The 23,877-nt window shown below is 67.5% G+C and carries 19 protein-coding genes; 12 read left to right on the top strand and 7 right to left on the bottom strand.

The genetic code is table 11. From position 1 onward, the window contains the following. Positions 1 to 47: 47 nt before the first annotated feature. Both ACZZ9K_RS17365 and ACZZ9K_RS17360 read left to right on the top strand, forming a co-directional pair. On the top strand, positions 48 to 851 hold the full coding sequence (locus tag ACZZ9K_RS17365; RefSeq protein WP_027465177.1) for an SDR family oxidoreductase: 804 nt from the start codon (positions 48 to 50) through the stop codon (positions 849 to 851). Between the two features lie 95 nt (positions 852 to 946). Further along, positions 947 to 1,372, top strand: coding sequence for an SseB family protein (locus ACZZ9K_RS17360; RefSeq protein ID WP_463444717.1), 426 nt, complete (start codon positions 947 to 949; stop codon positions 1,370 to 1,372). Between the two features lie 32 nt (positions 1,373 to 1,404). Here the strand turns inward: ACZZ9K_RS17360 and ACZZ9K_RS17355 are convergent, their stop codons facing one another. The 3 genes from ACZZ9K_RS17355 to ACZZ9K_RS17345 all read right to left on the bottom strand — a co-directional run bounded on the left by ACZZ9K_RS17355 (position 1,405) and on the right by ACZZ9K_RS17345 (position 6,221). Further along, on the bottom strand, positions 1,405 to 2,262 hold the full coding sequence (locus ACZZ9K_RS17355) for a nuclease-related domain-containing protein (RefSeq protein WP_463444716.1): 858 nt from the start codon (positions 2,260 to 2,262) through the stop codon (positions 1,405 to 1,407). Between the two features lie 180 nt (positions 2,263 to 2,442). Next, positions 2,443 to 5,934, bottom strand: a complete 3,492-nt coding sequence (locus ACZZ9K_RS17350) for a TM0106 family RecB-like putative nuclease (RefSeq protein ID WP_463444715.1) — start codon at positions 5,932 to 5,934, stop codon at positions 2,443 to 2,445. A gap of 68 nt (positions 5,935 to 6,002) precedes the next feature. Next, positions 6,003 to 6,221, bottom strand: a complete 219-nt coding sequence (locus ACZZ9K_RS17345; protein ID WP_463444714.1) for a DUF1653 domain-containing protein — start codon at positions 6,219 to 6,221, stop codon at positions 6,003 to 6,005. A gap of 91 nt (positions 6,222 to 6,312) precedes the next feature. On the opposite strand from ACZZ9K_RS17345, the gene ACZZ9K_RS17340 reads away from it, so the two are divergent. The 3 genes from ACZZ9K_RS17340 to ACZZ9K_RS17330 all read left to right on the top strand — a co-directional run bounded on the left by ACZZ9K_RS17340 (position 6,313) and on the right by ACZZ9K_RS17330 (position 8,130). Continuing rightward, on the top strand, positions 6,313 to 7,065 hold the full coding sequence (locus tag ACZZ9K_RS17340) for a hypothetical protein (protein ID WP_138803025.1): 753 nt from the start codon (positions 6,313 to 6,315) through the stop codon (positions 7,063 to 7,065). Between the two features lie 91 nt (positions 7,066 to 7,156). Further along, positions 7,157 to 7,654, top strand: coding sequence for a TlpA family protein disulfide reductase (locus tag ACZZ9K_RS17335; protein WP_138803024.1), 498 nt, complete (start codon positions 7,157 to 7,159; stop codon positions 7,652 to 7,654). Beyond that, the gene (locus ACZZ9K_RS17330) at positions 7,651 to 8,130 is read left to right on the top strand and encodes a DUF4395 domain-containing protein (protein ID WP_138803023.1); all 480 of its coding nucleotides are present in this window, start codon (positions 7,651 to 7,653) and stop codon (positions 8,128 to 8,130) included. The genes ACZZ9K_RS17335 and ACZZ9K_RS17330 overlap by 4 nt, the downstream gene beginning before the upstream one ends. Positions 8,131 to 8,403: 273 nt before the next feature. Here the strand turns inward: ACZZ9K_RS17330 and ACZZ9K_RS17325 are convergent, their stop codons facing one another. Next, positions 8,404 to 8,832 (bottom strand): hypothetical protein, encoded by a 429-nt coding sequence (locus tag ACZZ9K_RS17325; protein ID WP_463444713.1) that lies wholly within the window; start codon positions 8,830 to 8,832, stop codon positions 8,404 to 8,406. 165 nt (positions 8,833 to 8,997) lie between these two features. Here ACZZ9K_RS17325 and ACZZ9K_RS17320 point away from each other — a divergent pair, with 165 nt between their 5' ends. From ACZZ9K_RS17320 to ACZZ9K_RS17290, 7 genes are all read left to right on the top strand, one after another. Next, positions 8,998 to 9,669: an ATP-binding cassette domain-containing protein gene (locus ACZZ9K_RS17320; protein WP_463444765.1), complete on the top strand. Its 672-nt coding sequence runs from the start codon at positions 8,998 to 9,000 to the stop codon at positions 9,667 to 9,669. Then, positions 9,669 to 10,961: a DUF7224 domain-containing protein gene (locus tag ACZZ9K_RS17315; protein WP_463444712.1), complete on the top strand. Its 1,293-nt coding sequence runs from the start codon at positions 9,669 to 9,671 to the stop codon at positions 10,959 to 10,961. The genes ACZZ9K_RS17320 and ACZZ9K_RS17315 overlap by 1 nt, the downstream gene beginning before the upstream one ends. Further along, on the top strand, positions 10,958 to 11,563 hold the full coding sequence (locus ACZZ9K_RS17310) for a hypothetical protein (protein WP_463444711.1): 606 nt from the start codon (positions 10,958 to 10,960) through the stop codon (positions 11,561 to 11,563). Before ACZZ9K_RS17315 ends, ACZZ9K_RS17310 begins: the two co-directional genes overlap by 4 nt. Beyond that, the gene (locus tag ACZZ9K_RS17305) at positions 11,545 to 12,132 is read left to right on the top strand and encodes a hypothetical protein (RefSeq protein WP_463444710.1); all 588 of its coding nucleotides are present in this window, start codon (positions 11,545 to 11,547) and stop codon (positions 12,130 to 12,132) included. The genes ACZZ9K_RS17310 and ACZZ9K_RS17305 overlap by 19 nt, the downstream gene beginning before the upstream one ends. Positions 12,133 to 12,298: 166 nt before the next feature. Beyond that, complete coding sequence (locus ACZZ9K_RS17300) at positions 12,299 to 13,186, top strand: MurR/RpiR family transcriptional regulator (protein ID WP_463444709.1); 888 nt, start codon at positions 12,299 to 12,301, stop codon at positions 13,184 to 13,186. A gap of 8 nt (positions 13,187 to 13,194) precedes the next feature. Further along, positions 13,195 to 14,118 carry an N-acetylmuramic acid 6-phosphate etherase gene (murQ, locus tag ACZZ9K_RS17295; protein WP_463444708.1) on the top strand — a complete coding sequence of 308 codons (924 nt, stop codon included), beginning with the start codon at positions 13,195 to 13,197 and terminating at the stop codon, positions 14,116 to 14,118. Positions 14,119 to 14,162: 44 nt separating this feature from the next. Continuing rightward, positions 14,163 to 15,731, top strand: a complete 1,569-nt coding sequence (locus tag ACZZ9K_RS17290) for a PTS transporter subunit EIIC (RefSeq protein ID WP_463444707.1) — start codon at positions 14,163 to 14,165, stop codon at positions 15,729 to 15,731. 537 nt (positions 15,732 to 16,268) lie between these two features. On the opposite strand, the gene ACZZ9K_RS17285 is transcribed toward ACZZ9K_RS17290, so the two are convergent. From ACZZ9K_RS17285 to ACZZ9K_RS17275, 3 genes are read right to left on the bottom strand one after another with little or no spacing between them, the layout of a single operon-like run. After that, on the bottom strand, positions 16,269 to 19,067 hold the full coding sequence (locus ACZZ9K_RS17285; RefSeq protein WP_463444706.1) for an ATP-dependent helicase: 2,799 nt from the start codon (positions 19,065 to 19,067) through the stop codon (positions 16,269 to 16,271). After that, positions 19,064 to 21,676 (bottom strand): DEAD/DEAH box helicase, encoded by a 2,613-nt coding sequence (locus tag ACZZ9K_RS17280; protein WP_463444705.1) that lies wholly within the window; start codon positions 21,674 to 21,676, stop codon positions 19,064 to 19,066. The genes ACZZ9K_RS17285 and ACZZ9K_RS17280 overlap by 4 nt, the downstream gene beginning before the upstream one ends. Beyond that, positions 21,673 to 23,856, bottom strand: coding sequence for a site-specific DNA-methyltransferase (locus tag ACZZ9K_RS17275; RefSeq protein ID WP_274008285.1), 2,184 nt, complete (start codon positions 23,854 to 23,856; stop codon positions 21,673 to 21,675). The genes ACZZ9K_RS17280 and ACZZ9K_RS17275 overlap by 4 nt, the downstream gene beginning before the upstream one ends. Positions 23,857 to 23,877: the final 21 nt, after the last annotated feature.

Below are 23,877 nucleotides of genomic sequence, written 5' to 3'. Positions count from 1 at the left end.
GCGGACCCCGAGCCCTTCACCGTCGAAGACCTCAGGAGGCCTCCCCCATGCCCGAAACCAGCACCGTCACCACCCGCTTCGCCGACCGCGTCGTCCTCATCACCGGCGGCGGCTCCGGCCTCGGCCGCGCGACCGCCGTCCGCCTGGCCGCCGAGGGCGCCGCGCTCTCCCTGGTCGACGTCTCCGAGCAGGGACTCGAGGCGACGAAGACCGCCGTGCTCGAGGCCACCCCCGACGCGCAGGTCCTGACGACCGTCGCCGACGTGTCCGACGAGGCCCAGGTCGACGCCTACGTCACCGCCACGACCGAGCGCTTCGGCCGCATCGACGGCTTCTTCAACAACGCCGGCATCGAGGGCAAGCAGAACCCCACCGAGTCGTTCACCGCCGCCGAGTTCGACCGTGTCGTGTCGATCAACCTGCGCGGCGTCTTCCTCGGGCTCGAGAAGGTGCTCAAGGTCATGCGCGAGCAGGGCTCCGGCATGGTCGTGAACACCGCGAGCGTCGGCGGCATCCGCGGCATCGGCAACCAGTCCGGGTACGCGGCAGCCAAGCACGGCGTCGTCGGCCTCACCCGCAACTCGGCCGTCGAGTACGGCCGTTACGGCATCCGCATCAACGCCATCGCCCCCGGAGCCATCTGGACGCCCATGGTCGAGAACTCGATGAAGCAGCTCGACGCGGAGAACCCGCGCAAGGCCGCCGAGGAGTTCATCCAGGTCAACCCGACGAAGCGCTACGGCGAGGCCCCCGAGATCGCCGCCGTCGTCGCCTTCCTGCTGTCGGACGACGCGTCCTACGTCAACGCGACGGTCGTCCCGATCGACGGCGGACAGTCGGCCGCGTACTGAGACGGTCGCCTCCGACGCCCGTCGCACGTCCGCGTGCGCCGGGCATCGGCCTGGAGGCGCGGCTCGGCCCCGCCGTGTCCGCCGACCGTGACAGCATGGCTGGCGTGAGTACCGATGACACGAACGGATCAGCCTTCGGCCGAGGCGTCGACAAGGCCCCGCCGACCGCGGCCGCCGAACTGCGACGGAGGATGGCCGCCTCGCCCGCGGGCTTCCTGCGGAGCGCGGCGTGGGTCCCCTGGAAGGCTGCGGGCACTCCGGAGGCCGGCAGCGTCGCCCACGTCATGATCCGCGACAAGCCGTTCGTGCCCGTCTTCACCGACCCGGACGAACTCGCCGCCGGGCTTCCCGAGGCCGAGGGGCGCCCGGTGCCGATGTCGGAGCTCGTGTCCGCGCTCCCCGATCAGTTCGGCATCGTGGTCGACCCCACGAGTGCGGCCGAGGCGAACTTCCTGCATGCCGACGTCCTCGCCGAGATGCGGGCGCAGATGCAGGGTGGCGTCACGACCAGCGACGGCTGACCCGCTCCGTCGGAGGCTCAGACCGTTCGTCGTCAAGCAGCCGCCATCGCGGCGGCAGCGACAGCCCACCAGTAGCCGAGCAGACCACCCGCCGGAACAGCCAAGACCGCGAGGACCCGAGCTCGACGCATCAGGCTGCGGCGGGAGCGCGCGTCAGCGATCTCACGCTCGAGTCGCTCGAAGCGCTGGACGTGGCGGAGTGTGTCGTTGATGACGACGGCGTCGACGTGCCATGTGCCCCGTTCCTCCGCCAGCATCGACAGGAAGCGCACGGCTTCGTCGGAATGCGCACGCGGAAGACCGCGGATCCAGCTCCCCACGCGCTCGGGCTCGAGGATCACGGCTGCCGGCGACTTCTTGCCGAACCGGAGCTCGGCGGCCGCGACCACCAGGATCGGCTGCACGAGGATCGGGCCGCCCGCTGCGGCCGACAACAGTGCGGTCGCCCGCTCCCCCTCGGCCAGCGCGCGGTGCAGGTGCGGCGTCCGCTGGCCGTTCACCATCAGTGTGCGTCCGCCCGCCCACACCGAGTGACCGGAGTGGTTCTTCGTGTTGATCGAGAAGACGCCGGTCGGACCGACGACGACGTGGTCGATGTCCGTGCTGCCCGCCCCGACCGGGACGGCGTGCAGGACCGTGAAGTCCGGGCCGAGCTCCTCGAGCTGTGCCGCGACCTGCCGCTCGCCGATCGCGCCCTTGAACCACGAACGGGCTTCGGGCCGCAGCGGGTCGTGCCCCCAGAACCGCTGCCAGGCAGTCCGCACAGGGCCGCCGGACTGGATGGCGAGACACTGCTGCATCACGGCGTACCCGGGCTTGCGAGCGCGGAGTGTCAGCGGTGCCGTTCCCTTCGGGCTCGGGCGGTCCGCGGTGATCGTGTGCTCCCCCATGCCTCCACCGTTCCAGGACGACCGCTGGTCCGGCCAGCCCTCGTTCTGGCGTCATCGCGCGGCGGGTGGGGTCGAGGTTCCGCATCGTTGACGGTTCTGGTTCGCGATCCTCGGGGATGGCGAACCAGAACCGTCATGCATCCGGAGTTGTCCTCCCGTTCAGCGGACTCACCCGCCGGCTCAGCGGGGGTGGACGAGCTCGATGAAGCGGGACAACAGGGACAAGCCCGCGATCGACGGGGGCAGCCCGGTGGTCAGCGCCGGTGAGTGCACGAGGTACGCCGCCCACTTCGCCCGCGAGATCGCCACGTTCAACCGGTTCGGCATGAGCAGGAAGTCGAGGCCGCGCGGGATGTCCGCCGCACTCGACGCCGCCAGGGACACGATCGACACGACGGCCTCTCGGCCCTGGAACAGGTCGACCGTGCCGACCTGGGTGCCGGTGAAGCCCGCGCGGTCGAGCTCCTGCCGGATCAGTGCCCCCTGCGCGTTGTACGGCGCCACCACGATGACGTCCTCGTCGGTCAGCGCTCGGGTGTCGGAACCGTCGGTCCAGGTGCGGCCGACGACGTCACCGACGAGCGCGACGACCCGGGCGGCCTCTTCAGCCGAGGACGTCGTGTTGCCCGCGTGCACGATCGGCACGGGGTGCACACCCGCGTCGATACCGTCGAGGTGCCGGCCGGAGACCATCGAGGCGAGCTGCCCGTCGTAGGACAGGGACGAGACGGATTCGGTCAGCGCGGGCTCCATGCGGCGGGTGCTGGCGAGGAAGTACCCGAACTCGGGCGGTAGGACGTGTTGTCTGTCGGCGAGCCAGCCGAGCGCGGACTCGTCAACGGGCTCGGGGTGCGAGCCCTGCGACACCTGGGGCAGCTGCTGGGGGTCCCCGAGCAGCAGGAGCCGTGTCGCAGCGACCGACGAAGCGATGGTCGGGGCGAGGGAGAACTGTCCGGCCTCGTCGACCACGAGCAGGTCGAGGGAACGGCGCTCGATCGTGGACTCGTTCGCGAACGTCCACGCCGTGCCACCGACGACACCGCCAGTGCCCGAGGCCTTGCACGAGGACAGGAACGCGGCGACCGCGGCACCGTTCTTCACGGGGGTCCAGGCTGCGGCGTCGAGCTCGTCCTCGGTCGCGCCGGACTTCGGCACCTTCACGACCCGGTCCGCGGGGACGCCGGCGTTCACGACCGAGGTCAGGAAGTTCTCCGACGTCGCGTGGGACTGCCCGACGACCCCGACGCGCCAGCCGTACTCGCGGACGAGTCGGGCGACGACGTTCGAGCCGACGTAGGTCTTGCCCGTTCCGGGAGGACCCTGGATCGCCAGGTACGAGCGGTCGAGGTCGAGCAGGGTCGAGACGACGGCCGACACCGTGTCGTCGCCCTGCACCGGGACGATCGGGCCACGCGGGGTCACCCGGCGCAGCAGGTCGAGAGCCGGGTCGGGCAGCATCTCGGGCAGCTCGTCGAGTACGGCCTGACCCCACCACGCGATCGCCTCGGGCTGCGGCTTCGCTCGGGGCGGTGCCGACGGGGCCAGGGCCACGGGGAACTCGTGGTGCGGCTCGCCGCCGACGGGCAGTCCCTCTTTCACGAGGACCTCGACGGCATCGCCGTCGTCCCGGACGTCCACGATCACGGCGCGCGACGAAGCACCCTTCGACCCGGGGCCCGGGGAGGCGACAGAGGGCGGAAGTGGGTCGTCGTAAACAAGGTGGGGCGTGCCTCCAGGCCGGAGCCGCGAACCGGGCGCGAGCATCCCTGACAACCGGAGTTCCCGCGACTGCGACCGGGCACGCGGCAGCGTGTCCCAGTCGCGCTCGACGGACGCACGCTCCACGACCAGGACGTCACGCGTGTCGGCCCAGTCGTCGACCGGGTTCCGCAGGCGGTCGAAGTGGTCCTGCCAGAAGGTCTTGGCCTCGCGGCGGTGGTAGTCGATCGCGGCCGCGGCGAGCGCCAACGCGGTCTGGTCCGGGCTGCGGTCGAGGGCGTCGACGTCCTCGAGCTGCGCGGCCAGCGCGACGGACACCGGGTTCGGCTCGCGCTCGACGGGGATCGGTGGGACCTCGAGCTCGAGCGCCGGGTCGGCCGCATCGAGGTCGTCGGTGCGCAGCGAGCGGAGCCAGTCGCGCAGGCGCAGGGTCGAGCGGCAGTCGTAGGCGTTGTAGTCGGCGACCTGGTCGAGCATCCGCTGCCCCTCGACAGCGTCGCCGTTCCGGAGCTCCTCGATCGCGTCGACGTAGGCGGTGATGCTGTCCGCGGCGTTCGTGACGTCGCTCTCGCGCAGGTCCGACCCCATGTACAGCGGTTCGAGCTTCTTGATCGAGTAGCTGTGGCTGCCGACGACCAGGGCCTTGCGGACGATCGGGTACAGGTCGACCAGGACCCCGGCGCGCAGCAGGTCGTCGACGGCCTCTTCACCCACCCCGTGCCGGGCTGCGAGCGACAGCAGGTGGGTCCGCTCGTACGCCGCGTAGTGGTAGATGTGCATGCCCGGGTACTGCTGCCGCCGGGCTTCGATGAACGCGAGGAACTGCTCCAGCGCAACTCGTTCGTCGCGGATGGTGTGCGCCCAGAACGCGGTGAACTCGGTGCGGTCGTCGACCAGGCCGAACAGGTAGTCGAGGCCCCAGTGCTCGCCGTCCTCGGTGTGCAGCGGGTCGCCTTCGAAGTCGAAGAACACGTCGCCCGGGTCGGGTGCCGGGATCGCGTCGAGCGCGCGGGCGTCGAGGACCTCGAAGCGCGGCTTCACGGGCTGGCCCGGCCCGTCGGCGCCCTTCCGTCGGGCGTCTTCCGACTCGATCTGGAGGCTCGCCTGACGTACCAGCCGATCCTGCGTCGCGCGGGACAAGCCCGGCACTGCCCGGGTGCGGACCGCCAGGTCGTCGATCGTCCGCACCTCGTGCTTGATCAGCTTCGCCCGTTGGTCGAGGCGCACGCCCGCGACGAGGACGAGATCACGGTGCTCGGCGACCTGTGTGGAGCAAACGTCGCATCGGCCACAGCTCGAGTAGCGCGGGTCGCCCCACCGCAACGGTTCGTCTGCCGCGATGCGCTCGGCGATGACCCGCTGCAGTTCGGCGCGCTGCGTGCGGTACACCGGCGCGATGTCGGCGAGGTCGTGCGTGGTCGTCGTCCGGTCGCCGAGCACCAGGTGCACCTGCTCACCGGTGGGGATGCCGTGCGCCTGCATCTGCTCGGCGTACGCGGCGAGCTGCAGCAGGGCGCTGATCTTGGCGTGGCGGGCGAGCTTGGTGTCGTAGACCTCGTACTCGCCGCGGTCGTTGCGGATGATGAAGTCCGCGAAGCCGATGAACCCGGGCTCGTCGGCCGTCGGTGCTGCGTGGAACGTCGGCTGGTACAGCACGTCGGCACCGTCGGCGAAGGCCTGTCGTGCTTCGGCTGCGGCGCGTGCGTAGTCCGGCGGGGCGGGGCGGTCGAACTCGACGACGTTGCGGGTCTGCTTGAGGATGTCGAGGTAGTCGAGCTCGTGCTGGTCCCCCAGCCGAGCCGTGCGCTCGAGCATGTCGTCGTGCACGTCCGGCAGGGCTTCCCCGCGACCGAGCTTGGCGTCGAGGCGGCGGAGGAACGCCCACTCGCAGGCCGACCACGTGCTCAGGTCACTCGGGCTGAGCAGCACGTGCCCGTCGACGCCGATCTGCATGCGCTCCCCCTTGCTCTCCGGTGCGCTGAAAGCCTAGGGGCGAGCGCCGACACCGGTTGCTCGGGCTGTCAGCCGGCAACCGGGACGAACCGCGGCCCGTCGTACGTGTCACGTGTCACGTGCGCGGTGAAGTCGGCGAGCGTGCGAACCCAGTGCCCCCGCTCGCCGTACAGCGCCTGGTACACGACCACCGGCTCCTCGGTCTCGACGTCACGAGCGACGAGCAGCACCTCGTAGTCGTTGCCCTTGAAGTGCCGGTAGCGGCCCGCGGTCACGTCGTCAGTCACCCGACCGAGGGTACGGCCCGAGCGGTGGGACCATGACCGCGCGTTCTGCTTGACTGAGCAGCACGGGGAACGAGCACCACGGGGGAACGACATGACCGCACTGAGCACTCGCGAGCGGGACCGTCGCGCACAGCGTGTCTTCTTCGTCGTCATGGCGGTCGTCCTGGCGGTCGCGGACGTCTGGCTGCACTTCCACGCCGGCGTCATCCGCCCCTCGGCCTTTTGGGTCCCCACGGTCGTCGGACTCCTGTACGGCGCCGTGGTGTGGCCGCTCGGCCTGCGTCAGGAGTCGAGGTGGTGGCCGAACCTGGTCGCGGCGGGGTTCCTGGGTGGCTTCCTCGTCCTCATCGCGACGAAGACGTTCTCGCCGTACGCATGGTTCCTGGCGGTGGTGATCGGGACGTTGCTGTTCCAGGCCGCCCTCCCGCCGAAACGACCCGCAGCGCGGGTCGCCGCCAGGCTCCCCCTGACCGACGTGCGACCGTGGACCGGCTCGGGAGTCACGGCCACGGCCGTCGAGCGCCCCTTCGGCAAGAGTCGGACGAAGCCGACCGTCGCTCTCACCACGCAGGACGGGGCCACCGCGTTCCTGGTGATGGAGCTCGCCTCGTTCTTCGACGGTGATGCGGCGATCGCAGAATCGGCGAACGGCGAACAGCTGACCTTCCTCACCAGGAAGGGCGTCGCGGCGAAGTCGTCCGTCCTCGACGACGCGACGACGGGGATGGCCGACGGCACGCTGTTCCTGCACTCGGCGAAGGACGAGTCGCGGCCTGCCGCCGTCTTCAGCGACGACGACGCCGCCGCGTTCGAGCAGTGGGTCCGCACGCTCCCCGAGGACTGAGCCCCCGCCGAGCCCGGCGCGACGCGCACAGCTCCGCGTCACATCCGGTCACGTTCGACAGCAGTTCGTCGGCTGCGCGTACCGTCGCCGTGTGACCTTCGGAACCGCAGTGGCCGTGCTCGTGGGGGTCCTCGCGCTCGCGACGGTCCTCGGTCTCCTGCTCCGCCACCGGACCGGTCGAGCCCGGTCGGCGGGCAGCGCCGCGTCGACGAGGCAGGACGCAGACGGCCTCGCGCTCGACACCGATTACGGCACCGCCGCCACGTTCGTCCAGTTCTCCACGCCGACTTGTGCGCGGTGCCCGGCGACCCGGCGCCAGCTCGCCTCCGTCGCCGATCAACACGAGGGCGTCCGACGCATCGAGATCGACCTCGCCGAGCACCCCGAACTCGCTCGCCGCTTCGACGTGATGCAGACGCCGACGGTCCTGCTCCTCGACGCCAACCGGACCGTTCGCACCCGCTTCGGAGGCCCACCCCGCCCACCCGAGCTCACCGCAGCCCTCGACGCCGTCCTGACCGCAGGCAGAACAGACACCACACGCGGCACAGGCACCCCAGGAACCACCGGCACCCAGGAGTCCCGATGACCACCCCGAACGACCCCGACCGCGGCATCGACCCGCGCTCCCCACGCTTCGGCGCCGCCATCACCACGGTGCTCCTCGCCGCGACGATCGTCCTCACGCTGATCCCCGAGACGTGGGTCGCCGGCATCGTGCTGCTCGCGGTCATCGTCGTGCTGTTCGCCGTCGGAGGCATCGCGGGCATCCGCCGACACCCCTACGGCGCGCTCTTCCGACGGGTCGTCCGCCCACGCCTTGCCCCGCCCGCCGAACTCGAGGCTCCAGAGCCCCCGACCTTCGCCCAGCGGGTCGGCCTGTTCGTGACCGCGGTCGCCCTGCTCCTCGCACTGCTCGGCGTGCCGTACGCCGCACCGATCGGTGCCGCGGTCGCCCTGGTCGCCGCGTTCCTCAACGCCGTCTTCGACGTCTGCATCGGCTGCCTGCTCTACGTGTGGCTGGTCCGCGCGGGGGTCTTCCGTCCGCGACGCGGCGTCGCCTGACGGCGTCCGGCCTGGAGGCCCGCCTCGCCTCCGCCCCGCCGCCCGCGCCGCGAGTTCGGTCGCGCCCACCGCCCGGCGAACAACCAAAGTCACCTCGCGCCGCGCAATTCCACGGTTCGAGGTGACTTTGGGTTTGCGACGGCGGAAGCTCGATGCCCAAACTGACCGCGACGGCCACGAAGCGGGCGGACCAGCCGGGGAAGCCAGCGACGCGGTACCGGCGGGGGTGACAGGGCCGGCCAGCCGCAGGCGCGACCGACCGGCGACGCCGGCTCAGTAGGACTGGCGCACCGTCGTCACCGACAGACGCAACGCCGGCTCGTACGACGCCCCGTTGAGCGCCGAGATCGTCCAGTGGTAGCGGTCCGGCCGGGTCATCACACCCCAGTCACTCCTGCCACACGTGTTGACCTTCGTGCCCATGCTCTTGTCCGGCAGAAGACCTCGTTCGTCGTAGAGCCTCACAGACGCGGACTTGAAGCCACTCGCATTGCCAGAGATCCGGCAGCCGGCGAACGCCGTCGCGGTCCGGACCCTGTCCTTGTGCGAGTCCTGCCAGCTTCGTGAGTTCTTGCCGATGGCGACGCCGGTCAGCTTCGACGACCACGCGCCCTCAGCGAATGCCGGCGACGCCGCGAGCACTGTAGCGAGCACGACTCCCCCGGAGACGATTGCGGCCGCACGACGACTGATGTTGATCATCTTGATTCCCCCTTGAGTAGTGGCGCGGAAGGTCCGAGCCGATCGAACGCTAATGTACGGTGAAACATCAATGCAAGGTTCCAGGGGGTTGTCTTGGCCGTTCAGATCGATGAGCTCGCTTTCGGGTACCGACGAGACCACCATGTCTTCGCGTCCCTGTCAGCGGTGTTCCCGAGCGGCGGCAGCGTCTTGCTCGGGCCGAACGGGGCCGGTAAGTCGACGCTGCTCAGCCTCGTCGCTGACGCCCTTCGACCGAGTTCGGGGACGATCCGTGTCGACGGTCTGGGCAGACCTAGCGATCGTGCGAGCCGACGGAGGTACCGCCGAGGGGTGGCTTGGCTTCCGCAGCGGAGTGGTGCCTTCCCCGGGCTCTCCGCTCGAGAGCACGTCGCCTACTGCGGCTGGTTGAAGGGACTCTCGCGCAGAGATGCCTGGGACGGTGCCGTGGCAGCCTTGACCGCGGTCGATCTCTCCACCCGATCCGATGTACGGGCCAGCACCCTGTCGGGCGGGCAGATCCGCCGTCTCGGCGTCGCCGGTGCGCTGGTCTCGGGAGCGCAGTGGATCCTGCTCGACGAACCCACCGCGGGGCTGGACCCAGCGCAACGCGCACGATTCGCGCAGGTGATGCAGAACCTGCCGCGCGAGATCTCCGTGATCGTCTCGACGCACCAGACCGAGGACGTTGCTGCGACGTACGACCACGTGACCGTGCTCGTGGACGGACACGTCCCGTTTTCCGGTTCCGTCGACGCTTTCACGGAACCGTTCCCGGGACTCTCCCCCGCAGATGCGATCACCGCCTCGTACGCACGGTTCACGAGCGAGGACGACTGATGCGCCCGATCGTCCCGTGGCGCAGTCGCGCAGCAGTGTGGCTCCTCGCGCCTGGACTGCTCGGCGTGGTCGCGTACAGCGTGCAGTTCTCGTCTGAGACGTCCGTCTCGGGGTACTGGCCGGCCGCGGTCGCCGGCGCCGCGATCTTCTTGGTCTTCTCCTGCGGTGTCGCTGCGACTGCCGCGGCGTGGGAGGGGAAGCGCTACCGCGCCGGCACAGCATTCATCCAGACCAGCAGTCGATCGAGTGCGACGATCTTCGCCGATCATCTGTGGACACCACTCGCTGCCGGCATCCTGCTCCAGGCCGTCGCCGTCGTGCTCATGAGCCGCGACACCTGGGGCGCTCCGGGTACCCCGTCGCCGCTCGTAGGACTGACGTTCGCGAGCATCCTGTTCTTCCACACGTGCATCGGGTTCGCCATCGGTCGCTGGCTCCCGCCGGTCGCGTCGCTGCCGCTCAGCCTGCTCGCGTCGTACAGCTGGCTCGGCTTCTCGTGGTCCGTGGACTACTTTCCGCTGCGCTACCTCGCCGGCCTCGTGATGTCAGACTGTTGCTCTGTCGAGACGTCGTTGGATCCACGGGCGCCGATCATCGCAACCGCCTTCAGCGCATTCGCGGGAGTCGGTCTGCTGATCATCGCGGTCGCTCGACGCACGAGTGGCGATCGGCTCCACCGCTTCGGGGTCCAGATCGGCGCCAGTTTGTTCGTGGTCGTCACGGTCGTCGCGCTCGTGTCCGGTTCGGGGCTGGGCGCCGCGCCGATCATCGAGCGCCCGCAGGCCGAATCGATCTGCAGCGGCAACCGTCCGACGATCTGCTTGTTCCCAGAGCAGCGCGCCGACGGCGACTCAGAGGCCGTGATCCGGAAGGCCGCCGAGAACCTCAGCCACTCGGGTATCACGATCCAGCCGACGATCCGGGCGAGCAACGCACCCTCGTCTCCGGACGACCTGAACATGATCGTGCAGGTGCGGATGACGAACGCCGACCTCGTGCACAGCCTCACCACCTCGGTCCTGGGCGACGCAGAGGTCGCCTACTGCGAGTCCGAACCAGACGACACCGAGCGACTCAACGACGCCGCCGTCGCGAACCGCTGGCTCGTCGACGTGGCTGCCCGCGGGATCGTCGATGCGGATCGCGTGGAACCCGCGCTGGAGATGAACGACCCCTCGGCACTCCGAGAACTGCGGAAAGCCCCGGTGCCGGCGCAGGCAGCGTGGGTCACCGCGACGGTCCACCGCCTGATCGACTGCTCGATCGGCCACATCGCAGTGCCGGCCGCATGACCTGGTGGCTGCGTGTGCACCGCACGGTGGCCCTCCTCGGGCTCACGACCTCCGTCACGGTGCTCACGATCAGCCTCGGACCGATCGGCATGCTGTTCCCGTCGTTCGGCGGTGGCGCTCCCTTCGCGATGATCCCCGTCGCTGCGGTCGGACCGCTGGTGCTCGCGATCGCGGCGGGTGCATCGATCAGTCGCGCACCGTTCCCCGCTCCGACCCGACGGACCGACCTGCTCGAGCTGAGCACCGTCCTGGTGGTGATCGGACTGGTGTGCGCGATCGGTACCGTCGGCCTCATCCTCGGCGCGCATCCCGCTGTCTCGCTCGCCACCATCCGGAACACCATCGCGTTCTGTGCGCTCGCGGTGGCCAGCCGCGCGGTGCTCGGTGATCGCTACCAATCCGTGCCGGGCGTCCTGTACTTGCTCGTCGCAGGGCTGTTCGGACGCGGAACGCCGGATCGCCCTGCCGTCTGGGCCAGCATCGTCACGACGAACACCGAGCTGACCTACTGGCTGTTCATTGCGCCGATCGTCATCGTCGCGGCCGTCGTCACCGTCGGGCGATCCGCTCCTAGGGTGGGGGCATGGGGGAACTCGAACTGACAGCACGTCGCGCCTGGCGGCGGACGACCTTCCTTGCGCTGATCGGAGCCGTCGTGGGCGCCGTCATCGGCTGGCAGCTGGCCACGACCGAGTCGGGCGCCGTCGCAGTCCTCACCGTCGTCGGCTTCGGCGCGTCCGTCGGCGGCCTGACCGGTACCTTCTCGATGCTCGCAACGACGATCGGGATGTCGACCGCGATGCAGGCCACGACGGCGGGGCTCTCCCCTGTCGGCAAGCGCATGGTGACGCAAGCGATCAAGACCGGCAGCACGATCCAGCCGCACGAGTCCGATCTCGCCCTCCGAGCACACGAGCACGCACGACTGCTCTCCACCTACCAGCCGCTCGCCCTCGCCCAGTTCCTGCTGCTCCACGTCGGCATCGCCGGCATCCAGTTCCCGAGGCTCGCGGACGACGACGTCTTCGGCTCGGCGTTCGCCCGGTTCCTCTGCGCGGCACTGCTCATCACCGCACTGACCATGACGCCGATCCTGCTGCGAGCGGTTCGTCGATCGCGACGGTACCTGCAGGCGTCGACCGTCGTGGCATCCCCGACCCCGCAGACCTGACGAACACGACCGCTCGCACAACCAAAGTGCGTCCGAGCCGCCCGATCCCGCGGCGCGGGCGAACTTCGGTTGCGCGAAGCCGAACCGCACCGCCGACCCGCACCCCGTAAAACGCAATTTACTTTCAGCACTGGCGCTCGCTCACAAAAGGCGCTTTCATGGCGGGATGACGATCACCGAGCGGTCCGAGCGCGCCGACGCCTTCGCCCTCGTCCGCACCCAGTCGGCGAGCATGCCGTCGAGCATGCGCGCCATCGCCGACGCCGTCCTCGACGACCCGGCAGCCGCGGCCACCACGAACGCCACCGACCTCGCCGGCCGAGCCGGGGTCTCCCCCGCCACGGTCTCCCGGTTCGCCCAGCACCTGGGTTTCGCGAACTTCGCCGCCCTGCAGCGCAGCATGACCCGGGCGGTCGAACGCGGGATCCACGAGCGTGAGTCGACCGAGATCCACGCCGGGGTCGCGGTCGACGACGACGTCGCCACCGTGATCGCGAAGGTCACCGAGGACGTCCGCGCGGTGATGGCCGACACCCGCGCCGCACTCGACCCGCACGCACTCGACGAATCAGCACGGAAACTCGCCAACGCCCGCCGCGTCGTCCTGTACGGCGTCGGCGCGAGCGGCATCGTCGCCCGCGACCTGCACCTCAAGCTCGAACGCATCGGCATCGTGAGCTCCATCGCCGACGACCCGCACAACGCCCTGACACTGGCGAGCGTCATCGGCGAGCACGACGTCCTGGTGCTCGTCAGCCACTCGGGCTCCACCGTCGAGACCCTCGAGGTCGCCCACGCCGCCCGAGCCCAACACGCCACGATCGTCGCGATCACCGGCCACGCCTCCGCTCCGCTCGCCACCACCGCCGACCACGTCCTGCTCGGTGTCGCCGGTGCCGAGAGTGCCCTGCGCCCCGCGGCCATGGGTAGCCGGATGAGCCAGCTCGCCATCGTCGACACCCTGTTCATCGTCGTCGCGCAGCGCACCGACGAGCGCTCCCAGCCGCTCCTCGCCCGCAGCCGCGATGCCGTCCGCACCCACCACCGGAACTGAGCACCACCATGAACCAGACGCACGAAACCCACGACGCCCTCCGCGACGAACTCGCCGCCCTCACCACCGAGGCGACCGACCACTCGCTGGACGACATCGACACGATCTCCACGCTGGAAGCTGCCCAGCGCATGAACGCCGGAGACCGCAGCGTGCCTGCGGCACTGGAGCCGTGCCTCCCGGCCATCGCCCTGGCGGCAGACTCGATCGCCGCAGCGTTCGCGCGTGGCGGCCGACTCGTCTACGTCGGCGCCGGCACGCCTGGCCGGCTCGGCGTCCTCGACGCCAGCGAGTGCCCGCCCACCTTCGGCACCGATCCGAGCCAGGTGGTCGGCGTGATCGCCGGCGGCGACCCCGCCCTGACCACCGCGGTGGAGGGCGCCGAGGACGACGAAGCGGCCGCCGTCCGCGACCTCGACGCGCTCGGCCTGACGGCCGACGACGTGGTCGTCGGGATCAGCGCGTCCGGCAGGACGCCCTACGTCATCGCGGCCATCCTGGAGGCCCGGCGCCGCTCCGCCCTGTCGGTCTCCGTCGCGTGCAACCCCGACTCGGCCGCGGGGCGGGAGGCGGACATCGCCATCGACGTCGTCGTCGGCCCCGAGTTCATCGCCGGGTCGACCCGCCTGAAGGCGGGCACCGCGCAGAAGCTCGTGCTCAACATGCTCACCACGCTCGCGATGGTGCGCAGCCACAAGACGTACGGCAACCGCATGGTCGACGTGCGGGCGACGAACGCGAAGCTCGTCGCCCGGGCGTTCTCGCTCGTGCAGGACGTCACCGGCGCTCCTTCGGCCGAGGTCCAGGCGGCGCTCGACGCCTCGGACGGGGAGGTGAAGACCGCCATCGCCGTGATCCTGACCGGCGCCTCCGCTGCTTCGGCCCGCGAGCGCCTCGATGCTGCTGCTGGCTCGTTGCGCGCCGTGCTGTAGACCCCGTTTCCCCGTTCGTTTCCCCTCCCCCGAGGAGCACAGCAATGCCCGATGCACAGCAACTCGCCCAGCAGATCCTCGACGCCGTCGGCGGTTCCGCGAACATCGCGGACGTCGAGAACTGCATGACCCGCCTGCGGGTCGAGGTCGTGTCCGACTCCTCCGTCGCGCTCGAAGACCTCAAGGCCACCGACGGCGTCATGGCCGCGATCGCGGCCGGCTCGAACCTGCAGATCGTGCTCGGTCCGGGTCTCGTCGACCGCGTGGCCGACGATCTGGAGGCCCTGCGCGCGGCCGCCCCGTCGGCTGCGGCTGGCGGGCCTGGTGCGTCGCCCGAGGAGCTCGCTGCTCGCGGTGCGTCCATCAAGGCGACCGCGCGGTCCCGTTCCGACGGCCGCACGATGCGCGCGATCCGGAAGATCTCCGCGATCTTCATCCCGCTCATCCCCGCGCTGATCGCCTGCGGGCTGATCGCCGGGATCAACGGCATCTTGACGAACCTGGGGTGGGTGCCCGGGGTGACGCCGTTCCTCGGCGTGCTCTCGTCCGGCTTCCTGTCGCTGCTCGCCGTGTTCGTCGGGATGAACGCCGCGAAGGAGTTCGGCGGCACGCCCGTCCTCGGCGGTGCGGTCGGCGGCATCATCGTCGCGGCCGGTGTCGCGAACGTCACCGTGTTCGGCGAGACCCTGGCCCCCGGGCAGGGCGGTGTGCTCGGCGCGTTGGCCGGTGGCATCCTCGCCGCCTACGTCGAGCGCTTCATGCGCCGGGTCACGCCGGACGTCATCGCACTCATCGTCGTGCCGACCGTCACCGTGCTCGTTGCCGGTTCGGTGACGCTGGGGATCCTGATGTCCGTCGCCGGTGTCGTCTCCGTCGCGATCGGGACCGCGGCGACCTGGCTGCTCGCGAACGGTGGGGCCTTTGCCGGCTTCGTGCTCGGAGGCCTGTTCCTGCCCCTCGTCATGACCGGGATGCACCAGGGACTCATCCCGATCCACACCACGCTGATCGACCAGACCGGGTGGACCGTGCTGTTGCCCGTCCTGGCGATGGGTGGTGCCGGGCAGATCGGTGCGTGCATCGCGCTGTGGGTGCGGTTCCGCTCGAACGCCTCGCTGGTGCGGACCATCCGCGGGGCGCTGCCGGCCGGGTTCCTCGGTGTCGGCGAGCCCCTGATCTACGGCGTGACGCTCCCCCTCGGTCGGCCGTTCATCACCGCGTGCATCGGCGGAGCCTTCGGCGGCGGTGTCGTCGGGCTGTTCGACCAGCTCGGGCACTCCGTCGGGGCGATCGCCATCGGCGCCTCGGACCTGTCGCTGATCCCGCTACTGAACGGGTCCTCTGGCTACGGATGGGCGCTGCTCGGGTACGGGTCGGGGCTCATCGTGGCGTACGTCGTGGGGTTAGTGGCAACGTTGTTGTTCGGGGTCTCCGCGTCGGTGCGGGCTGATCTGGAGGCGCAGTCGGCAACTTCGTCGGGGGGCCCAGTCAGTCCAGCGGCGCCGCTCGAAGTCGTCGCGTCGGCCCAGCCCGGTTATGCGACCGATGCACCGGTGGCTGCTGGTCCTGGAGCCGGAGTTTCATCCTGCTCCGGGCCTCGGGCGTCGCGCTGATGCGGTTCGGTGCGAGCGCTCACTTGGTAAATGGTCCACTGACTGGGCCGATCTGCCAGGCAACAGCCGCGAATCGTCTCGCTCGCGCCGATACGGTGGGATTATTTCAGCACTGACATTATCCCCGGTCACTCGATTCTTGGTCCGCCTGCTTCCTGAAGGCCGCCGAGCTCGCTGAAGGCCGTCAAGCTCGCTGAAGGCCGTCAACCTCGATAATGCTCCCGTGTGCCTCATTCGTGGCCGCCGATCCCTCATCGATGACCACCTCGAAGTGTGCGGCAGCACCGAGCTCGAGGTACTTCTCGAGCAGGAACTGCCGCCGATACGCGATGTTCGCAGCGTCAACGACTCACTCGAGTGTCACCCAGTTGAACGCGCTTACAGGCACGATCCCGGCCGCCGGGGATCCCCGCAGCAGCTGAGGGCCCGCACTGGGCGGGCTCCGCCCCCTTCAACGAGGCAGCCGCGGTGGGTCATCTGAGCCTGAATGCACGGTGACCATCGGGCAGTTGCTGCCAGGGACGACATATACGCAACTCATCGGCCGACGTGGCCCCCTTTCGCGAGCCAGGCAAGGTCGTCATACGCGGATTCCGTCGAGTGATCGTGCGTGCAAACGAAGTGGTTCACCCGGATGTCGTCTGCGACCGCATCGACTTTTGACTTGATGGCGGACACCAGGGTCGGGTTCACCGGGTCGTTGGTGCTCTTGCCCTGGTCATCGAGGTTCAGGATCTGGATGCGGTCGGCGTTGCCCCCGGTGAGCTGCTCGTATCCCAGGGCGTAGATCGACAGCTGGTCTTTCGTGACGCTCTCCGCCTGCGAGTCCTGCGTCGACTTGAAGTCAACGATCGCGGTCTCGCCCGTCTCAAGCGACTTGATCAGGTCGATGCGGCCGTTCACGGTGACACCGGGCGAGATCTCAACCTCAATCACCTTTTCCGAGTGGACGGTCCGGGTGAGGTCCCCGCCGTGCCGGTCGAAGTAGCGGTTAATTGCGGTGATCGCCGACTTGCGCAGCTGTTCCCGCAGCACGGGATACGCGTACGGCGTGTGAAGGTGCCGGTCGACGAGAGTTTCCGTCTCCACCTTCGTCGGAATGTCGCCGGCGAGTGCCCGTTTGTGCATCTCGGCAAGCACGTCGTGGAGTCCCTTGCCGTAGCCGAGCGCCTCGTGAATCGGAGGGTTGAACCCGTACATGAACCGGAGTTTGAACTGGTACGGGCAGTCGATCAAGTACTTGAGCTCCGAAAAGGAGATCGTGACGTTCGGAAGCTCCTGCTTGGCCATCGGCGGGAGGCGGTCAACGTCGGGCAGTCCTTCGTCGGTCGTGGACATCCAGGATGACGCTGAGCAGTGCAGGTAGAAGTCAGACGATTTCTTGTAGAGCCTCGAGTCTCCCGGCGAGTAAGAGACGTAGAGGTACTTCTGGGCGCGAGTCACCGCGACGTAGAACAGCCTTGTCTCGTCCGAGCGGTTGGTCTTGTATCTGTCGCCGTTCGGCACAGCTTCGATGGGGACGAGGTGCGGAACCGTCTGAGTTCCACCTTGCGCCTTCATCGGGAACCGGTTGGCGCGCAACATCGGCACGAATACGGCCGGCCACTGCAGACCCTTGGATCGGTGGATCGTTGAGATGACGACGGCGTCGGGCGCGACGTACCCGGCATCGTCGTCCGCTTCCTCGTAGACGCCGGGAGCCTGGAACGTCAGGAAGCCGACAAACGCTTCGTACTTGCGTTCCGGACTCGAGGCGAAATGGATGGTCTCGAAATCGGAAATGACCTGCGAGAACTTGCCTAGCGTGTACATCACGAGTTCCGCGCGACGCCCGTCGCCGGGAATCGTTTCCTCGTGCAGATCGAGGGTCTCCAGCACCTTCAGGAACAGGCGTTGAATGTTGTAGACGCCCCAGCGCTGGCTGGCCGTGAAGTCGGCGCCCTCGTCGAGTACTCGGACCGTCTCCGCCCACTTTGCCCCGTCCGGAATCAGCCGTGCAGCGTCCCATTTCGCCCGCAGATCCTGCGCGGTAATCTCACCCGTCATGTACCGGAATAGAGCGACGCACGCTTGGATCTCGGCCGTGTCGAAGAGCCGGGAGAGCCCCTTAATTATGAACGGTATGTCGCGCCGCTTGAACTCATCAACAAGCTTTGTGGCGTCCTTGACGGACCGGAACAGCACCGCGCAGTCGGACCACGAGAGGCCGCGCGGGTCGGCACCGGGGCGGTCGACGAACGGCATGCCCTGCAGCTCGCCGATGCGATCGGCAACCCATTCGGCCTCCTCGAGATCGTCCCCGAACTGGAGCGTGAGCATGTCGCCGCGCTCCCAGGTCTGATGCCCGGCGGCGGTCATCTTTTTGGGAAGCCGCTCGATCGAGTCGAGACGTTCCGCCACCGACCGTCCGAGCTCGACGATCCCCCTCGAGGAACGGAAGTTTTCCTCCAGCCGGATGGGCCGCACGTCCGCGTACCGTTGATCGAAGGTAAGGATGTTCTGCACGTCCGAGCCGCGCCACTGGTAGATAGTCTGGTCGTCGTCACCCACGACGCACAGATTCGCTCCGAAGTGAACGAGGCGCTCGACCAGGCGCTCCTGGATTGGGTTCACGTCCTGGTACTCGTCGACGATCACGTACTTCACGTCATGCTCAACGTGATCGCGTAGTGACTGCTCTGCCGTGTCCAGGGTCGTGGCGGTCTGGGAGCGCTCAAGAAAGCCGACGGCATCGACCATCATCGAGGTGTAGTCGAAGTACTTCTTGTCGCGCAGGAAGCTTTTGTAAGTGGCGAGACTCGTGGTCGTCGCGGTCGGCACGAGCCCAAAGTCGACTGCGTCCTCCTGCAGCACCGAGAGTGCTCCTTTGAACACGCGGGTGTCTTGGTAGCGCTTCAACCTCTGCGGCACGCCTTGGACGACCTTGACGGCTGTATTGAAACCTGACTTGTTCGTTTCCCGGTCGATCAGCAGCTGCTGAGTGATGTCGGTGAGCACCCCATACTTAAATGTCTCGGGGATGTATGTCTGCAACAGGTCTAGACAGTAGCCGTGCATCGTTCCGACGTACATCTCGGCGAGGCCGACGATGCCGGGGGTCTTCGCCATGACCGTACGGTGCACGCGCTCTTTTAGTTCGGCCGCGGCCTTATCGGTGAAGGTGAACGCGATCACGTTGGCGGGCTTCACGCCCGGCTGCGCCAGGATGTTCGCGATGCGCTGCGCGAGCACCTCCGTCTTCCCTGAGCCAGCGCACGCGATCAGCTGGAGCGGCTTGACGAGCTCCGCGATCGCCGCCTGCTGGTTCGGCGTGAAGCCGAGAGCTGTCTCGCTCACGCGAACTTCACCGCCAGCTCGCCAGCGAACAGCTCGGCCGCCGACTTCTTGCTGGTGAGAACCTCTTCCCGGATGGCCTCGTTCTTCATGTCCAGCACCCGGAGCTCGCCGCTGTGAGCGACCGCATCGATGCGGTGGAATACCGCGCCATGTGCCTGCGCGTAGCGGGCAAGCCCCTGCAGTTTCACAAGTGCGTCATCGAGGTGGGTTCCATGCGGGTCGACGATCGACGGCTTCACCGCACCTCCCACCTCATTGAAAACGATGAAGTCCGGGTGCATCGCCCTCCAGTTCGCGGTAACGCCATCGCGGAACGTTATCCCAAGAGAGTCGGCCGAGGACACGGACGGATTCCGGTACCAGCCCACGCAGTCGAGCCTGCTTGTCTCCCTATGTACGACTATCTTCTCCCAGTCATTCAGGCCCGTCGTCGGGTACCAGCCGTCCACGTCCGACATGAGGTGCTTGCCGACCAGATCCGCCGCCCGCTCCTGCTCCCCGTCCAGTTCCTTGAAATCGGCCATCCGGGTGCGCGGGCGCTGAAGCGGCCGCAGCTGTGGCTGAACCGCCTGAGCGCGAATATCCTCATACGCATCGCGTCGCTCGTCGGAGAGACTTCGCATCGCGACCCGGTAATCGGCGAACAACTCGTCGACGAGGCCCTTCGCGTCGTCGTCCAGCTTGTCGCGCACGGCGCCGACGGTGGCAAGGGCCGCTGCCTGCACGTATGCGCCGCGGAGGCCGTCGTCGTCGGCGTCGGGGTCGTCCTCGCCGGCTAGATAGTTGACATACGACTGGGCGATATCCGCACCGAAGGCACGCTTGGCGTCCTCGAAAGCGACGCGGATTGCTCGGTCATCGGCGCGCAGCGCGAAGTCGGCGTAGGAAAGCTTTGTCCCGCCGAAGCTGGCCGCGATCGACATGCCACGCACCGTCCGCACCTCGATCTCCGCGCTGCGCAGCTGCCCGTCGTAGCGTGCCGCGAGCCCGTCAAGGGCCAGGTGCATCTGCTTCTCGACCGACTTGAGGGCGCCGGCTTTAAGCCCGTCGGCGGCGAGAGCCTGTGCTAGAGAGACGAGCTGCTTAACCGGTCGCGCGCCGCGCTGAGGTACCACCAGGCTCGGCAGCTTATCAAAGCAGTCCCAGACCTCGGCGGGCACGTTCGGGTTCACACCGAGTTCTCGGCCGTCCAGGAGGACCTGGATCGTACCGCCGCCGGGCATTTCATCGATGAGGCCGGTCAAAAACCGTGCCACGTTGCCGGCGGTGGTGCGGTCGAAGTGCGGGAGAATACAGTCGACTGAGTTCAGCCGCTCGTCGCCCGGGACCCGCCGGGCAAGTGGCGTGCGTACCATGCGGCCGAGCAGCTGAGTGATGTGGTCGTGGTCGCGTGCGGGCCGGAAAGACAGCAGGACTTCCGCGCGCGGGCAGTCCCAGCCGGTCGAGATCGCTTCCTTGGCGATGACGATCCGAACTTCGTTCGTCTCCTGGATCCGCTGCGGCTCTATCCACTCAACGTCCCAGGACCCGAACGTACGAGCCGAGTGGTCCCCGAGCACATGTCGGACGTGATTCGAGGTGAGGTCGCCGAGCACGCCTTGCACGGTGTCGAGCCACAAGCCGACTGCGTCCTGGTCCTCCGTGTTCGGGATCTGCACCACGAGTAGCGGCGTGACGGCAGCAGGCGCCTTTTCGCCAGGCATCCGAGCCTGGTCAGCGAGGTACCTCTCCCAGCGACGCGAAGAGTCCTGTAACTTCTGCGCGGCGTGGGTAGCCAGTGCCGTCTCGAGGTTCCCCGGTTCGGCTGGGATGTCCAAGACGATTTTGTCTTTGATGAGTCCGGACGCCTGGACACGTGCGGGGTCGACACTAACCGCAGGCAATGCTTCGCGCGCGCGCCCGTCGATCTGAGCCGCATTCATCGCCTCCGTGAAGTGCGAGATTGTCGCCGAAATACCCCACACGACCGGCATCGGATAGCCGGTCGCTACCCCATCGACGAGGCGCTTGACGATCGTCGACTTGTCGCGGGTCGATTTCGTGTTGAATCCGCGATGCGCCTCATCGACGACCAAGTAGACAGTCAGCCCGCTGTCATCGATCGTCTCGGCGAGCGTCTCCCAGATAGTCCACGCCATGTCGTCAGCTGAAATCAAGGAGGCCTGCCCCGTTTCAACGGTCGCCTTGCGCCGCGCCGCCTCCATCGTCAGCCGTGAGGTCGCGGTGAGCTTCTGAGTGTTGAGGAAGTACACCTTCCCCGCATCCAGCTGCGGCACCGAAAACGGGTACTCGACGGTGACCAGCCGGTCAAACGTGAGCTTCTCCGACGCCTGCATTAGGCGCAACCGTGTCTGATCGTTCAGGTTCGGGTCATCTGAGAACCATATGACAACCGCACCAGGATCCGGGTCAAAATCGAACTCGTCGTTGCCATAGAAGAGCGCCTCAATTGCGGCAGCGGCCATGACGGTCTTGCCGGCACCAGTCGTCGCGGTGAGCGTGAATGACGTTTCACGATTGTCGTCGTGGTACTTCTTTCGGGACCGCTCAAGATTGTCGAGCACCTGGATGACAGCATCTCGCTGGTAATCCTTTAGTGTGAATTTCATCGCACGCTCCGCATCGCGTCAATCTCGAAGTTACGCAAGTATGCCTCGTACATCCGCACCGGCTCGACTCCCTCGGGTAGATCATGGACGACGGCCTCGAACAGCCTGTCCTCGTCTGTCACGATAAACGCAACCTTCGCCCCGGGCTTCGCTGCAAGCGCTGCAATGAACGCTTCCGTCTGGTCGAGGTCCGAGATCACGCCGTAGGCGTCCGCAACATCCCACCCCGTCTCGACCGAGTCGATTCTGCGGCCGCGCGATCCGGCACGCAGCCACAGGAACGGTGCGATGCGCGCGAACTCGCGATTCGATTGCACCCGCATCGGCGCCTCGTACGTGAGCGTAAAAAATTCCACGTTCTCGTCAAAACCATCGGCTATCGGGAAAGCGTCCGTGAACTTGTAATCACCCTTGATCGCGTGGCCATCCGGCGTCACTCCGGTGATCGCCGCCCGGATTCGCGGCTTGGTGATGTAGTCGCAGATGCCCCATTGTTCCCAACCAGCCTCGCCAGGGCGGAGACCCTGCTTGCGAAGATTCTTCTGCTCGTCGGCGCCCACCTCGTTGTTCGTCACCGAGATCGAAACACGACGCCCGCCGTCCTGTTTGTTAAGGCGCATGACCGCGTGGGCTGTCGTACCCGAGCCCGCGAAGAAGTCGACGATCGTTGCGCTCGGCTTGTCGACGACGAAAAAACGAAGCGTATCTTCGACCGCGAAGACCGACTTGGGGAACGGAAAGCGGCGCCCTGGAAGCAGAGCGCTGACAATGTTTGTGCCACTGGTCTCTGCGTTGTGCGACGGCATGTTCCAGACTCTCTTGGGAATAACCCCCTTCGCTGACCGGTAAATCGCGATAACAGCACCATCCTCGGCGGTGCTGGTGACTTCGATGTCGCCGCCTTCGATCGCGGCGACGGTTCCACTCGGGAGGTACTGGACCGCGACGTACCCAGTTGAGGGCTTGTAGTTGCGCGATCGGAGATACCCGCCTGCAAGATAGGTACGTGCTGTCTCCGGCGTGATGCCCCAGAGCCCTTCCGTGCCGTTGGGCAGGAGCGGCCAAACCGCGAAGGTTCCGTCGGGAGCGGTCACAGTCAGGCGATCCACTTCGTTCGTGAGAGGGTCGCCAATCGAGTGAACATAACCTGTCGCTTCGTCTACAAAAATGGCGTAGAACTGTTTGGGTCGTGCGCCACGACGCGCAGACGGTTCACGTCGACGAAGGCCCAGCCACTCGACAGGTCTTCCAACTCGCGCGGATGCGGAACGGGTTTCGTCGAGCATGTTGCTCTCACCGAGGCCAACCTCCTGCGAACCGAACCGAACCACGAAGAGGTACTCTTCCACTCTCGAGAACTGACCAAAGCGCGCTACACCCTTCGCGCTGATGATTGACGTGACCATCTCGATCGTCGCCTCTGGGAACGTCTGCTCCAGCAGCAGCCCCAGTCGCAGGTACTCCTTCTCGTCGATTGTGACGATGAGGACTGAGTCTTCAGGGTTGAGGAGCTCTTTCGCCAGCAGCAGTCGCCGCTCCATGTACGCAAGCCACTTCGAGTGGCGGTACAAGTCATCGCTCTCGACGTAGTCGTTGTTGTACTTCCAGTCGCGAGCGCCCGAGTTGTACGGCGGGTCGATGTAGATCGCGTCCACCTTGCCGCGATGTGTGAATAGCAATGCCTGCAGGGCGTGAAAGTTCTCCGCGTTGATGACCGCGTGGTAAGGCTTGTCGCCTGGGTCGTCGAGCGTGCCACTGCCGCGCTCGACCTTGCCGGTCGACACGAGTCCCGGATGGATGGGGTCGCGGAACTCGGCAACGAAGACTAAATCGTCGGCATCTACAAGCTCGGTCGCACCGCCAGCGGCTGCACCCTCGAGCTCGGCGCCAAGAGGCGCGATGCTCGCCATGCGCCGGCCGTCGCGTCGCTCGATCGATACCACCCGATACAGCGCGCGACCCGTTGCGGTCGGCTTCTCGCCACGCAGGGGCTGGGTCCGCACCTTGTCGCCGGTGCGGATCTTCCGGCCGGGCAGCTCGACCGCTTCCGGGGCGTGCCGTTCAAAGTTGAGACCGAAAGAGCGCCGGTCGGACAGAGCGTCCACCTCACGCTCGATGTCGGCTGCCAGAGCGGGCGAAGTCGCCCGCAACTGTGTCAAAAGTTCGTGAATCCGCGCCACTATTCGTCCCCTCCGGCCAAG

The sequence above is a fragment of the Curtobacterium sp. AC268 genome (assembly GCF_979258745.1).
Note: the sequence above shows the minus strand (reverse complement) of the source record. Positions and strands in the feature narration are given on the sequence as shown.

What these genes read in the sequence shown, in the direction of transcription:
- ACZZ9K_RS17365 (WP_027465177.1), top strand. Translation starts at nt 48, where the DNA reads ATGCCCGAAACCAGCACCGTCACCACCCGCTTCGCCGACCGCGTCGTC.
- ACZZ9K_RS17360 (WP_463444717.1), top strand. Translation starts at nt 947, where the DNA reads ATGGCTGGCGTGAGTACCGATGACACGAACGGATCAGCCTTCGGCCGA.
- ACZZ9K_RS17355 (WP_463444716.1), bottom strand. Translation starts at nt 2,262, where the DNA reads ATGGGGGAGCACACGATCACCGCGGACCGCCCGAGCCCGAAGGGAACG.
- ACZZ9K_RS17350 (WP_463444715.1), bottom strand. Translation starts at nt 5,934, where the DNA reads ATGCAGATCGGCGTCGACGGGCACGTGCTGCTCAGCCCGAGTGACCTG.
- ACZZ9K_RS17340 (WP_138803025.1), top strand. Translation starts at nt 6,313, where the DNA reads ATGACCGCACTGAGCACTCGCGAGCGGGACCGTCGCGCACAGCGTGTC.
- ACZZ9K_RS17330 (WP_138803023.1), top strand. Translation starts at nt 7,651, where the DNA reads ATGACCACCCCGAACGACCCCGACCGCGGCATCGACCCGCGCTCCCCA.
- ACZZ9K_RS17325 (WP_463444713.1), bottom strand. Translation starts at nt 8,832, where the DNA reads ATGATCAACATCAGTCGTCGTGCGGCCGCAATCGTCTCCGGGGGAGTC.
- ACZZ9K_RS17315 (WP_463444712.1), top strand. Translation starts at nt 9,669, where the DNA reads ATGCGCCCGATCGTCCCGTGGCGCAGTCGCGCAGCAGTGTGGCTCCTC.
- ACZZ9K_RS17310 (WP_463444711.1), top strand. Translation starts at nt 10,958, where the DNA reads ATGACCTGGTGGCTGCGTGTGCACCGCACGGTGGCCCTCCTCGGGCTC.
- ACZZ9K_RS17305 (WP_463444710.1), top strand. Translation starts at nt 11,545, where the DNA reads ATGGGGGAACTCGAACTGACAGCACGTCGCGCCTGGCGGCGGACGACC.
- ACZZ9K_RS17300 (WP_463444709.1), top strand. Translation starts at nt 12,299, where the DNA reads ATGACGATCACCGAGCGGTCCGAGCGCGCCGACGCCTTCGCCCTCGTC.
- murQ (WP_463444708.1), top strand. Translation starts at nt 13,195, where the DNA reads ATGAACCAGACGCACGAAACCCACGACGCCCTCCGCGACGAACTCGCC.
- ACZZ9K_RS17290 (WP_463444707.1), top strand. Translation starts at nt 14,163, where the DNA reads ATGCCCGATGCACAGCAACTCGCCCAGCAGATCCTCGACGCCGTCGGC.
- ACZZ9K_RS17280 (WP_463444705.1), bottom strand. Translation starts at nt 21,676, where the DNA reads ATGAAATTCACACTAAAGGATTACCAGCGAGATGCTGTCATCCAGGTG.